The sequence below is a fragment of the Roseibaca calidilacus genome, from assembly GCF_001517585.1.
GTDB classification, from domain to species: Bacteria; Pseudomonadota; Alphaproteobacteria; order Rhodobacterales; family Rhodobacteraceae; genus Roseinatronobacter; species Roseinatronobacter calidilacus.
Map to the genome: position 1 here is coordinate 51303 of NZ_FBYC01000001.1, position 13215 is coordinate 64517.

Below are 13215 nucleotides of genomic sequence, written 5' to 3' on the forward strand. Positions count from 1 at the left end.
AAGAAAATGCCTAGTTACAAGGAAATGACCTCATGGCTAAAGAACCTCAGAAAACCGACAGCCGGAAAACGGTGGTGTTCCGCGATGGCGCAATGCGCACAAGCTATTGCAATGTCGTCAATGTTGCTGCGACATCCGAGGAATTCGCCTTGCTCATCGGGGTGGGGCGGTCTTGGCATGGCAAGGGTGATGAGTTTGAGGTCGATCTCAACGACCGTGTGATCATGACGCCCCCTACGGCAAAGCGCCTTGCCGCGATGCTGATAAACGCCATCGCCCAGCACGAACAGCGCTATGGCACCATCGACGCCTCGGCACAGCCGCCGACGCCCGAGACCAATACCTCCGTCTCTAACTGACCCTTTGTGCGCGCGGAAAGCTGATCATAGATGCAGGACATCCTGAGCGCGCCGTCCAAGGGGAAATCGGCGCAGGCAGATAAAACGGACACTATTGCCCGACTGCAGGACTGGTGCGCAGAGTTGCGCGCGCGACTGCCGGGGCTGGTGGAAGTTGCCCTGTTGCGCCTTGCCCCCGAGGGCAGCGCGCTGATCACTGCGGCACCCGAGGATACGGTGACGGGCCGCTTGGGATATCGGGAAGCAATAGCCCGCATGCGGGCGGCGCAGGCAGCGGTGCTTTTGCCCCTCGACCGGACCGAGGATGGCATAGCCGAGGTCATCGCGATGCCGGTGCGCCCGCCGCATGCCGCGTCCGGCGCACCTGCCGAGATCGCCGTTCTGGTCGGGGTCGCTGAAATGTCGGCTTCGCGTGTGCAATTGATCATGGCGCAGCTCGAGGTGGCGCTAGGCTGGCTGATGTTTCATCTGGGCCGTCAAGCCATGGACGAGACAAGGGAACTTGCGCAGATCCACGAGCAGGCCTTCCTGATCTGTGCCGAGATGCTCGACGCCGAACGACCGACCGAGGCGCGCCAGATCCTGGCGTCGCTGCTTGCCAAGTATCTCAAGGCCGACCGCGTGGTGCTGGTGCGACTGGGGATCTTCGGGCTGCGCATTCAGTCGATCAGCGGCGAAAGCAAGTTTGACAAAAAGTCCCAGTTGAATGATTTGACACGGCAGGTCGCCCATGAGGCGCAACTGCGCCGGGCGCCGATCAGCTGGCGGCGCAGCGCGCCGGAAAAGGCCTCCTTGATGGGACGCCTGGGCGAGATGCATGGCGATGCCGCCATTGATGCTGTGCCGCTGACCGATGCGCTGGGCAACATCACCGAGGTTGTGGTGTTGCATTGGTCTGACGACGCCCAACTGCCCGATATAGATGCATGGTCGGTGGTCTGGACGCTTGCCCGACCCATTCTTGCCGAAAAGGACCGGGCGGCACGCGGCTTTGTCATGCGCAACCTTATGGCGTCGAAAACGGTGCTGAGGCGACTGTTCGGGCCGCGGGCCTTCAAGCTGAAGCTGGTTGCCGCCCTGTTGCTGACCGCGGTCTTTGTCACGGCCTTCGTGCAGGTCGAGGACACGCTGCGCGCCGATGTGGTGATCGATGATCCCGACTTGCGGGTTATGAGCGCGCCAATCGACGGATTTATCGAAGAGGTTTTCGTCATCCCCGGTGACCGGGTAAGCGCCGGTCAGGCTCTGCTGAAGCTAGAGGATGATGAGATCCGGCTGCGTATCGCCGAGCTTGAAGCCCAAAAGGCGCGTCATATGGCCCGCGCCGCATTGGCTCGTTCAAACCGCGACCGGGCCGAGGCCGCCGTTGCCGAAGCCGAACAGGCCGAGACCGACGCCCGCCTGTCGCTGGCGCGCCGTGAACTGGCCCAGACTGTGATCAGTGCCCGCGTGGACGGGATCATTCTGGAGGGCGACCTGCGCCAGAGGCTTGGCGCGCGGGTCACCTTTGGGGAAGAGCTGATGCGGATCGCGCCGCAGCAGGGGATCGAAGTGCAGCTTTCGGTGCGCAACCGCGATGGCGACAGGCTCGCGATCGGGTTGCAGGGGCGCTTGCGCCTGGAGGCGGCGCCGGATGTGCCGCTGAGCGTGCAGGTCATGCGTTTGCAGCCGCGCGCCGAGACCATAGACGGCGAATTGCGCTTCGTAGCCTTCGGTGAACTGTCTGCGGGCGCGCTCGAGATCGAGAATGGCATGCAGGGTGCGGCGCGTCTCGATCTGGGGCAGGCCACGATCTACGCGGTCTGGATCCGGCCGATCCTAGAGACGGTCTACATGTTCCTCTGGCGGTGGCTGCCGTAATGGCACGAGTGCAGCTGCACAGCGAAGACTGGTACCGCGTTTCGGCCTTGTGCCCGCGTTTGCGCCCCCAGGTTCAGGTCGCCTTGCACGATTACAAGGGTATGCCCTGGTATGTGCTGACGGATCGCTCTTCCGGGCAGACATTCCGCATGACGGCCGATGATTTCGAGATCCTGCGCCGCTTCGATGGGCGGACGAGGATTAGTGAGATCTGGAACGGTATCGCCTGGAGCCATGAGCGCGACCTGCCGCCGCAAGACGAGTTTCTGGAATTGCTGTCACGTCTGTACGACTCTGGGATCATCTTGGTCGACGCGCTGCCGCGGGCCGCGACGCTTGCGCGCGGACAGGAGGAGAAGGCGCGCGAATGGATCACGCGGCTGTTGAAATCTCCGGTGTCGCAAAAGATCGGGCTGTTCAATCCCTCGGCGCTTCTGGAAGGGCGCGTGATGACGGGCCTTGCGCATCTCGTTTTTGGACCGGTCGGGCTGCTTCTTTGGCTGGCGGCGATTCTGGGCGGGGTCCTGACCGCGCTGTCCTACTGGCAACCCCTGACTGCGAATCTCGGCGACCGCGTTCTGGACCCCGGAAACCTGCTGATCATGGCCTGCGTTTATCCTGCGGTGAAGCTGATCCACGAACTGGCACATGCCTTGGCCGTGCGCCGTTTTGGCGGTTCGGTCACGCAGGTGGGTGTCATGTTTCTGGTTTTCGTGCCGATGCCCTATGTCGATGCCTCGCAGGCCAACGCCTTTCGGTCCCATGGGGTGCGGGCGCTGGTCACGGCGGCGGGCATCATGGCGGAATTCGCCATTGCCGGTGTGGCCATGATCCTCTGGGCCGAGGCGGATCCGGGCCTGTGGCGGGCGATACTGTTCAACACCATCCTGCTCTGCACCATCTCGACCATTTTTTTCAACGGCAACCCTCTGTTGCGGTTTGACGCCTATTTCGTGCTGGCCGATCTGACGCAGACACCAGCGCTGGGCACGCGCGGGCAAAGGCTTTTGATGCGTCTGATCAAGCAGCTGGTGGGCCTTGATCCCGGCCCCGACACCGAAAGCGGTGGCACGGGCGAACGCGTCTGGCTGGTCAGTTACGCGGTGGCCGCGGCGATGTATCGAGTCTTCATCGTCTTTGCCATTGCCTTCGGGCTTGCGCAGATGTTGGGAATGGCTGGGCAGATCCTGGGGGCATGGGTTGTCATCGGGGGTTTGATATGGCCCAACGCCAAGGCATTGCATGGTGTTGCCGTATCCCCCGAGGTCAGAAAGAGGAAATGGATTCTCATGCGCAGGCTGCTCATCTTCGGTACCGCCTCTCTTGCCATGCTGGTCGTGATCCCTTTCCCGCTGCGCACGACCGTGCCGGCGGTGGTGGTGCCAAGCCCGCAAGCGGCCCTTTATTCGCGTGGCGAGGGGTTCGCGGAAACCCTGGCGGTTGAAAGCGGTGCGCCGCTCTTGCCCGGCGATGTGGTGATGATCCTTGACCGTGCGGCGCTCGCCACGGAACTCGACGCGCTCGAGGCGCGCCGCGCGGCAAGTGCGGCACGGCTTCTGGCTGCACGCAATGATGGCGAGACCTCTCTGGCGCAAGCGATCGAGGCCGAGCTGGGCGCCATCGCGGATGGCGCGGCGCAGATCCGTGATCAACTTGCCGCGATCCGGGTGGTGGCGGATCGGGCCGGGCAATGGGTGGACGCCCTCACTCCGGTCGAGCGGGGCATGATGGTGACACGGGGTCAGCAGCTTGGCTGGATCCTTGGGCCCGAGGATCGCAGGCTGGCGGCCCACATCCCGCAGTCGCGCGGCTTTGCCTTGCGTCACGGTGTGCAAGGGGCCCGGCTGATGGTGGCACCCGGCGATACTCGCGAGGTTGCGCCAGATGCCATCGCGCTACGCCCGGATGCTAGCCGCTCGCTGGTCGACCCGATGCTGGCCGATCGCATGGGTGGACCTGTGCTGACCGATCTGGAAAGCCCGCCAGAGGCAATTCTGGCGCTGAATGCGGCTTTTCAACTGGTGATCGATGCTCCCGGTAATGATCTTCAGCTGGGCCAGACCGTTCTGGTCAAGCTGGTCCATCCGCCCATGACCCTCTTCGATCGCTATTGGCCGCGCATCGTCACCTTTGTCGGAGAGCGTTTTGGCGCTGGCGCCTGACATCCCCGCGCCTCGCGGCGATTTGGGCTTGTTCCCACCCGAGCGGGAGATCCCGGTCGATGAGAAACTGTCCTGGGACATCATCATCCGGCTTCGCAAATGGGCTTTGCGCTCACACCTTTCGCGCCGCCGGCTTGTGGCATGTGTGCGTGCGGCGCGTGGCAGCTTGCGCGACCTGTCGCCGGACGCTCTGCGGGCCGAGGCGCAGGCACGCGGCGTCCGACTGGGGCAGGGGCCGCTGACGGCGCGCGGCTTGGCGGATGTGATGGCCACGGTAGACGAGGCGCTCTATCGCGCCCGCGGTTTCACCTTTCACGACAACCAGCTTCAAGCGGGCCTTGTCATGGCCAGCGGGCATTTCGCGGAAATGGCCACTGGCGAGGGCAAGACCCTGACCGCGACATTGCCGATCGCGGTTCATGCCCTCGTCGGCTGTGGCGTTCATGTGGTCACGGTCAATGACTATCTGGCCCAACGTGACGCAGAAGAAGTCACACCGATCCTCGGTCAACTGGGGCTCAGCGTGGGCTGCGTGCTGCATGACATGGATCTTGAGCAGAAGCGCGCGGCCTATGCCTGCAACGTGACCTATTGCGCCAACAAGGAACTGGTCTTCGATTACCTGAAGGAACGCGCGCGTTGGGATCGGCCCTCGCCGCTGGCCTATCGCCTGCAACTGTCCGGCCTTGGAGAGGAGTTCAGGGGCACGCCCCCGCTTGTGCAGGCGCTGGATTTCGTGCTGATCGACGAGGCGGATTCGGTCCTGATCGACGAGGCGAACATCCCACTGATCCTGACCGAACCCGTCGACGATACCCTGTCGGAGGCTTTTGTCGCACAGGCGATCGATCTTGTCGCCCGTGCCCCTGACGATGTGTGGGAAAGTGCCGATGCGCTTGGCTACCGCGGTCTGCGCCCCGAGGCCCTGTCGCGGTTGATCGACGGCTTGGCAGACCCCTCTCCGGAATGGCAAAGCCTTGCCATCGCGGAAGAGATGATCTCGAAAGCCCGGCTTGCACAGGACAAGTTCATCCGCGATGTCCATTACATCATCGCAGAAGATAAAATCGTGCTGGTGGATGCACAGACCGGGCGGCCCACGCCGGACCGGACCTTGCCATGGGGCGTTCAGCAGGTGATCGAATACCGCGAGGGGCTAGAGATCAGCTCGAACCGCGCCGTGATCGCGAAGCAGAGTTTCCAGAACTACTTTTGCCGCTATCACAAGTTGGCGGGCATGAGCGGAACGCTGCGCGAGGTCCGGCAGGAATTGACGAAAACCTATGCCACGCCTGTGGCGCGCATTCCCTCCAATCGCCCGGTGATCCGCAAGCGCCTGCTGCGGCGTCTTTTCACCAGTACCGAGGACAAGATCGACTGGGCCATCGCGCGCGCCGAGGAGATGGCAAGCCTTGGGCGACCGGTTTTGATCGGCGTGTCGAGTGTGCTGTTGTCGGAACAGGCAAGCGCCGCGCTTAGCGCAATCGGTCGGGACCATGACGTCCTGAACGCCCGGCGGCCCGAGCAGGAGGCCGATATCGTCGCCTCGGCCGGTAGGGCAGGGCGGGTGACTGTGGTGACCAATATGGCCGGCCGGGGGACGGACATCAAACTGCCACCAGAGGTCAAAGCGGCCGGCGGCCTGCATGTCATCATTCTGGATGCGCTTGAAAGCAGCCGCCTTGAGCGTCAGCTTTTCGGCCGGTCGGGGCGGCAGGGCGATCCCGGCAGCTATGACGTGGCCCATGCCCTCGACGAGGTCGAATTGCAGCGGATCCTCGGCGCGGGCACGCGCCGTCTGATCGCGGCGCTTTTGCGTCTGTCTGAGCGGCTTACCGTGCCCTTGCATTTCCACTATGTTGAGTGGAGCCGCAGGCGGCTGGAACGCCATCGGCGGAGACGTCGCTGGAAACTATTGAAAAGTGAGGAAAAGCGCAATGACTTGTTGGTTTTCACGCGCGCGGGCTAGGGCGGCTCTGGCCATGGGGCTGGCGCTTTCGGCCATTGCGATTCCCGCGGGCGCACAAGATCTGGATAGCGGATACTGTCAACTGGCCCCCATCACCGACACGCGGGTGGGTTTTGCAGGTCGCGAGATTGTGCGCGAGGTGGCCGTGGAGCTTGGCCAGCGCGTTGCGCGGGACGATGTTCTTGTGCGTCTGGATCCGGCCGGTTTGCCCGCGCGCCTGGAGCGGGCGCGTGCCGAATTGCGGCAGGCTGAACGCGCCATGGACCGGGCCAACGCGCTGGAAGGGGTGCTGGTCGCCGAAGAGCGTGACCAGCGCGAAACCGATCTGGCCGTGCGGCGGGCCACATTTCAGGAAATCGAGCTGGAGATGCAAAGGCTGACCCTACGTGCCCCGCACGGCGGCATCGTCGTGGAGATCATGGCGCGCGAGGGCGAGCTTCTGGAAGACAGCGTCGCCATGCGCATTGTCGAATTGTCGCGCCTTCTGGTCGAAGCGGATATGCCCCTTGGGCGGTTCGGCAGCTTTGAACCGGGCCAAATCTTGCGCCTTGAAACCGAAACGGGGGGCGAGGCAGAGGCGCGCATCACCTTTGTCGATCCGCTGGCAGATCTTGCCAGCCGATCCTTTCGGATCCGGGCGGAACTGGACAATCCCGACGGATTTTTCACACCGGGCACGACCTGCGTGTTGCTGGAGTGAACGCATCTGCCGCGCTTCCCCTTTTGCGAATGATCGGATGCCGCTCTGCCCCATGGGCCTTGGTGTGCAAGACGACGCTGCTCAGGACGCTTGCGGGCCTTGCGCCGTCGTTTGCAGGGAGCGCCGGGGCGAATCTGAGGTTCTGGGCTGTTGTTTTGCGCTTACAACTGAGATGGGTTTTCACCGAGAAGTGAGCCACTGTTGTTTTTAACTGAGAACTGATCCGGCAACAGCAGAAATTGTCATTGAGAATTGATCCATGTGCAACCGTGCCCCCGCGCCGTGCTCTCGTGGCTCGCAATCCCGCGCCGGGGCTGGTTCATCATTCCGACCGCGGGTCGCAATACTGCTCAGTCGACGATCAAGCGCTGCTCCGCAGACGCGGGAGCTGCTATGACAACGGGATGGTCGAAACGTTCTTCAAGACAATTTAATCAGAGCTGATCTGGCCGGTCGCGTGGTAGACACGCGCTCAGGCCGCAAACGCCGTCGCCTTCGAGAGGAAGGCCCGCGAAGTGAGCTAATCGCTCTCGACAAAAGCGGGGCAAGTCCAAAATGGCCGAGCGTCAGGTACGATCGGCCGCCTACCACATGAAGGCTGCCCGCTTTCGGGCTTACGAGCGCATCTCGGGATTCGATTTTACCGCCAGCGAAATCCGCGAAGCCTAGATACGCCAGCTTCATCATTACGAGTTCCTGCATGGTGCTGAAAATGTGGTGCTGACCGGCGGTCCCGGCATGTGGAAATCCCATGTTGCCGTCGTGTTGCAAGCACAGCTCTGGCGTGACCCTCGGCAGCCAGGCTTGAGCACCACCGCAAAGCCGCCGCGCATACTGTCATGTGCGGCGGTTTTTCAGTATCATTCGCTTTCAGTTCGGGGCACGCAGGTTCAGTTCGTGCGCGCATTGCCCCCGGCGGCGGTACCAAGAGCCGCGCCCCCCAGCATTGCTGCCGTGCGGCCCGATCCTGACCCGATCTTGGAGCCAGCAGCCGCACCGATAAGCCCACCCGTAACCGCATTGATCTGTGGATCATTCGTGCAGCCGGCCAAAGCGCCAAAACCAACGGCAAACACTGCGATGCTTACTATTTTCTTCATCTGCATACCCTTCTTTTCTTGCAGTCTTTTTGCAAAGACACGTGGGAGGGATACGCTGTCGCATTGAGAAAGTTTCGGCCTGCTGCATCCCAGATGCGACACAGAAGCGTGAATGCTACGGTCTAGGCTCCAGACTCATTGATATTCACAGCCAGAAGAGGACGGTTGCTGCGAGCGCGACTGCGGAAAGGAACACCTTTGGGCATCTGTCGTAGCGAGTGGCGATCCTGCGCCAATCCTTTAGCCGACCGAACATGATCTCGATCCGGTTGCGCCGTTTGTAGCGTCGCTTGTCGTATTTCACAGGGGTCTTGCGCTTCTTTCGACCAGGGATGCAGGGCTTTATCTCTTTGTCTTTCAACGCATCTCTGAACCAGTCCGCATCATAGCCGCGATCTGCAAGCAGCCAATCAGCTTCTGGCAACTCCCGCAGCAAAGCCGCCGCACCGGTGTAGTCGCTGACCTGTCCGGCCGACATGAAGAAGGTAATGGGGCGACCGATAGCATCTGTGACAGCATGCAGTTTGGTATTCATGCCGCCTTTCGTGCGACCGATCAGGCGGCCAGGCCCCCCTTTTTGACCCGCAGGCTCGAAGCCGTGCGATGTGCTTTCAGATATGTGGCGTCGATCATGACCGTCTTGGTCTCAGTCCCCTCCGCCGCCAGACCCGCCATGATCCGGGCGAACACGCCCATATCGCTCCAGCGCTTCCAGCGGTTGTATAAGGTCTTGTGCGGACCATATTCCTTGGGCGCGTCGCACCACCGCAACCCATTGCGATTGATGAAGATTATCCCGCTGAGAACGCGTCTGTCGTCAACGCGAGGCTTGCCATGGCTCTTGGGGAAGAAGGGTTTTAGACGCTCCATCTGGGCGTCGGTCAGCCAGAAAAGATTGCTCATTGATCAGTCTCCTTGCGGAGCGTGAATCACGCCGCAAAGGTGAAATCAATGGGTCCTGAGCCTAATGGCCTAAAGGATGATTTATAATAATACCCTGATCGTCCAAAGGTGCGCATTGCAAAAATCCTTCAAGGAATAAGTGGACTTTGGAATGATAAATAGGCGGATGGTAAAATATACCTCTGGACGATCACATTTCATTAACCCATCACATTTCTGAGAAGCCTGTAGTGGGCCTCGGATCAACCCCAAACACCCGATAGGAGTTTGAATGATGTTGAAAGTAACCAAAGCACTAAAGGCTTTTTGCAACGACGAACGTGGCGCCACTGCGATTGAGTACGGCTTGTTCGCCGCTCTTATCGCCGCGGTCATCGTGCTGAACGTTGAGAGCATCGGCGAGTCGGTCAACTCTGCGTTCGCAACTGTCAAGGATGCGCTGCCGGCCGACGAAGAATAGTAAAACGGCCCAATGCGTTGACGGCCCGCCATCTGGTCGGCGGGCCTGCCTTTCTTTCGACTGATGAACGGCTTTGCGACAATGCGAAACTTCACGATTCTTTTGGTCTCAACCGTGATCGCCCTATGGGCGGCCTATTACGTGGCTGGGTCCGAGGGAAGCACTGAAGACCCTGACATGCAGGCAACGCCGGCATCTGTCGGCACGCCGGAACCCGTGCAGGTGCTCGCCTTGGCGCACCCAACTTCGACACTACCGAGCGTGATTTGAGCGGCTTTTGCTGGCTGACGGTTGAAGTTTCAATGTGTTAGCTTGGCGCCACGGGCTGATCTTCGGAAATCTTGTAGTCACACACTTAGTTCTATTTCATCTTGATTTGCGGGCGAAATCTTTGATACCTTCGCTACACAATGTATACGCGCATCACCAAGACCGGCGACCGCCAATACCTGCAACTGGTCGAATCCTTCCGCAACGACTGCGGGCAGGTGCGCGTGCGCGTCATTGCCAATCTCGGACGCCTCGACAGATTGAGCCCCGACAAGCTTGATCCGCTTATCAATGGGCTGAACCGTGCGCTTGGGCGCAGCGAGAATACATCGTCCGAGATCATTCAGGAGGCAGGCCGGGCACATGGAAATGTCTTTGCCCTTCATGAGCTCTGGTGCGAACTGGGGTTCCAGAAGGCGCTCAACCGCGCCCTGCGTTCCAGCCGCCGTGAGTTTGACGCGGAAGCCCTCGTCCGCGCCATGGTCTTTAATCGACTTTGCGAACCCGACAGCAAATTGGGCTGCCTGCGCTGGCTGGAGACAGTGGCCATGCCGGCAATGCCCGACAGCGTGACGCACCAGCAATTGTTGCGCGCGATGGATGCGCTCATGGATAATGCGGGAGGTGTCGAGGAGGCTTTGGCGCGCCAGATCCGCCCCTTGGTCGATCGTGATCTGGCCGTTGTTTTTTATGACCTGACCACAGTGCGCATCCATGGGGAAGGCGCGGTCGAGGATGATATCCGGGCGTTCGGGATGAACAAGGAGCGGGGTGGTATCGCCCGTCAGTTTGTCTTGGGCATTGTGCAGACCGCCGATGGCCTGCCACTCATGCACACAGTTCACCCCGGCAATGTCGCCGAAACCAAGACTCTGCAGGCCATGCTGAAGACCGTTCTGCAACGCTTCCCCATTGACCGCGTTATCTTGGTGGCAGATCGCGGCCTGCTGAGCTTTGATAACATTCATCACCTGACGGAGATGGCCAATCAGGGTGGGCGCAAGCTGGAATTCATCCTGGCCGTGCCTGCCAGGCGGTATGGCGAATTGACCGGCACTTTCCGAGAGCTGAACTTCGATGAAGAGGGTTTGGCCGAGGCGCAGTTTGCCGATCATCGTCTGATCGTTGCTCATGATCCACTGCGCGCAGCTGAGCAAAGTGACAAGCGCCGTGCGCGCATCGCTGAGCTCGAAGCCATGGCCGAGAAAATGGTCACAAAACTTGATGCACAGGATGATGGGAAAACCGCTCAGGGGCGTCGTGCTTCAGACCGCGGCGCCTACAGCCGCTTCACCCGCGCTGTCGCCGAGGCCGAAATGTTGCGCTTTGTGAAGCCCGACCTGACCGCAGACCGGTTCTCCTGGAGCATTGATGAAGATGCCATTGCCGATGCACAGCTATTCGATGGCAAGCTCGCCCTGATCACCAATGCCCCAGACCTGACACCAACTGAGGCGGTCGAACGCTATCGTTCCCTCGCAGATATTGAACGCGGATTTCGAGGCCTCAAATCCGATATCGAAATCGCACCAGTGCATCACAGACTGCCAGATCGCATCCGCGCCCATGCATTGATCTGCTTCATGGCCTTAACCCTCTACCGTGTCATGCGCATACGCCTGAAGGCCCAAAGACATACCGCCAGCCCGAGCACCGCTCTGAACCTTCTCGCACGCATCCAGAAGCACACTGCCCATATCGGCGATCGCACATTCAACGGAACCAGCAAAACCACACAGGAGCAGCTCGATCTCTTCGAGGCCATGGGCCTCAAAAAGCCCGCCTGACCGGCAGTGTAGTCACACAAACACAATTTCCGTGTGAACAATATCAATCACTTACGCGATTAACTGTCGAACCTGGGATTCCTGACGTGCTGGCTCAGACCGCAACAGAATGCCGGGCGGTGCTTTGCGCCAGATAGGTGTCGAACGCAGCCGCCGCAAGCCGCACCAAGGGGCGGCCTCGTTCTGTCATGGCCACCTGCCCGCCCGTGACAGAGACAAGGCCATCCGCCTGCATCTCGGCAAGCGCGTCGGCTGCATCGTGCCACCAACCGGCAGGGGCACCATATTTTGCGCCAATGATATCGGCATCGACATGCCCGTCGCACATCAGCCGCTCAATGACTGCGCCGCGCAGCCGGTCCTCGTCGATAAAGGCCCGGCCCTTGGCAACGGGCAGATGACCCGCGTCGACCGCGCGCGCCCATGCACCGGTTTCGGCAATGTTCTGCAAATAGCCGGCAGGTGTGCGCCCGATAGATGTGGCACCCATCCCGAGCAGCGTCTCTGCCTGATCGGTCGTGTAGCCCTGAAAGTTGCGGCGCAACCGCCCCTCACGCGCTGCGCGGGCCAAATCGTCCTCGGGCAGCGCGAAATGGTCCAGCCCGATGGCGACATAGCCTTCTGCGGCCAGTGCCTCTGCGGCTGCGCTGGCTTGGGCGGCGCGCTCCTCTGCGCCGGGCAGGGCGCTTTCTTCGATCATGCGCTGGTTCTTGGCCATCCATGGCACATGGGCATAGCCGAACAGCGCCACCCGGTCGGGGCGCATGTCAGCACTTAGCTTCACGGTTTCGATCAGGCTTTCGACGGTCTGGTGGGGCAGGCCATAGATCAGGTCGAAATTGATGCCTGCAACACCTCCGGCGCGCAAATCTTCGACCGACCTGCGCACCATTGCGGGCGGCTGAACCCGGTTGATGGCCTGTTGCACCTTGAGGTCGAACTCCTGCACGCCAAAGCTTGCGCGGGTAAAACCCAGCGCGCCAATGCGCGCGGCCATCTCTGGCGTCAATGTGCGCGGATCGCTTTCAATTGCAATCTCGGCATTTTCGGTGAAATCCCACCGCGTCCGGACCTTGGCCATCAGGGCTGCCAGATCATCGGGTGAGAGCGCAGTTGGTGTGCCCCCGCCCCAATGCAGATGCGAAACTTTCATCCGACCGGGCAGCGCATCGGCGGTGAGCGCGATTTCCTTGCCCAGACTGCGCGCATAGTCCGCAACAGGGTCATATCGCGCGGCCAGCTTCATGTTGCAGCCGCAATACCAGCACATCTGCCGACAAAACGGCACATGCAAATAAAGCGAAATCGGCTCAGAAGGGTCCAGCGCCGCCAGCCAATCGCGGTAGCAGGCTTCATCGACATCTTTGCTGAAATGCGGTGCCGTCGGATAGCTGGTATAGCGCGGAGAGGCCCGCCGAGCGTAGCGGTCGATAACAGGGTCCATGGGATCAGCTTTCCGAACGGGTAATAAGAGCAACCGAGGCGGCCTAAGTAGTCAGGCAACACCAAAGTTGCCGCCAACCTAAAGCAGCGTCGGTCAGCCTTCATTGACATGCATCAAACCCGTCACGCGGAGCCAGTGCAGGCTTCACCGGTGCATTGCCAATTGACATGGCGGGCGGGTGCAACATCTAGCTAGCGCAGC

The 13215-nt window shown here is 61.0% G+C and carries 10 protein-coding genes and 1 pseudogene; 8 read left to right on the plus strand and 3 right to left on the minus strand.

Annotation, left to right across the window (positions count from 1 at the left end):
• Positions 1-32: 32 nt before the first annotated feature.
• The 6 genes and pseudogenes from AWT76_RS00050 to AWT76_RS16415 all read left to right on the plus strand — a co-directional run.
• Entirely contained in the window at positions 33-359 is a 327-nt protein-coding gene (locus AWT76_RS00050; RefSeq protein ID WP_072244164.1) for a DUF3467 domain-containing protein, read from the plus strand.
• A gap of 30 nt (positions 360-389) precedes the next feature.
• Positions 390-2219, plus strand: a complete 1830-nt coding sequence (locus tag AWT76_RS00055) for an efflux RND transporter periplasmic adaptor subunit (protein ID WP_072244165.1) — start codon at positions 390-392, stop codon at positions 2217-2219.
• Positions 2219-4381, plus strand: a complete 2163-nt coding sequence (locus AWT76_RS00060) for a zinc metalloprotease (protein ID WP_141655831.1) — start codon at positions 2219-2221, stop codon at positions 4379-4381. The genes AWT76_RS00055 and AWT76_RS00060 overlap by 1 nt, the downstream gene beginning before the upstream one ends.
• On the plus strand, positions 4365-6350 hold the full coding sequence (locus AWT76_RS00065; RefSeq protein ID WP_072244167.1) for a preprotein translocase subunit SecA: 1986 nt from the start codon (positions 4365-4367) through the stop codon (positions 6348-6350). Before AWT76_RS00060 ends, AWT76_RS00065 begins: the two co-directional genes overlap by 17 nt.
• Positions 6319-7050: an efflux RND transporter periplasmic adaptor subunit gene (locus AWT76_RS00070; RefSeq protein ID WP_082700029.1), complete on the plus strand. Its 732-nt coding sequence runs from the start codon at positions 6319-6321 to the stop codon at positions 7048-7050. Before AWT76_RS00065 ends, AWT76_RS00070 begins: the two co-directional genes overlap by 32 nt.
• A gap of 278 nt (positions 7051-7328) precedes the next feature.
• Positions 7329-7481 (plus strand): annotated as a pseudogene (locus tag AWT76_RS16415) (IS3 family transposase); the annotation flags it as partial.
• A 459-nt stretch (positions 7482-7940) separates the two neighbouring features.
• On the opposite strand, the gene AWT76_RS00080 reads toward AWT76_RS16415, so the two are convergent.
• The gene (locus tag AWT76_RS00080; protein WP_141655832.1) at positions 7941-8150 is read right to left on the minus strand and encodes a glycine zipper 2TM domain-containing protein; all 210 of its coding nucleotides are present in this window, start codon (positions 8148-8150) and stop codon (positions 7941-7943) included.
• Positions 8151-8295: 145 nt separating this feature from the next.
• A protein-coding gene (locus tag AWT76_RS16420; RefSeq protein WP_141655833.1) for an IS5 family transposase occupies positions 8296-9053 on the minus strand; the annotation gives its coding sequence in 2 pieces (ribosomal slippage) (positions 8296-8717 and positions 8717-9053; 759 coding nt in all).
• Between the two features lie 274 nt (positions 9054-9327).
• Between AWT76_RS16420 and AWT76_RS00095 the strand changes: the two genes are divergently transcribed.
• Both AWT76_RS00095 and AWT76_RS00100 read left to right on the plus strand, forming a co-directional pair.
• A complete protein-coding gene (locus AWT76_RS00095; protein ID WP_072244632.1) occupies positions 9328-9513 on the plus strand; it encodes a Flp family type IVb pilin in 186 nt (61 codons plus the stop codon).
• Positions 9514-9923: 410 nt separating this feature from the next.
• On the plus strand, positions 9924-11570 hold the full coding sequence (locus tag AWT76_RS00100) for an IS1634 family transposase (RefSeq protein ID WP_072244172.1): 1647 nt from the start codon (positions 9924-9926) through the stop codon (positions 11568-11570).
• Positions 11571-11664: 94 nt separating this feature from the next.
• Here AWT76_RS00100 and hemN read toward each other — a convergent pair whose 3' ends face one another.
• On the minus strand, positions 11665-13014 hold the full coding sequence (hemN, locus tag AWT76_RS00105; protein WP_072244173.1) for an oxygen-independent coproporphyrinogen III oxidase: 1350 nt from the start codon (positions 13012-13014) through the stop codon (positions 11665-11667).
• Positions 13015-13215 lie beyond the last annotated feature (201 nt).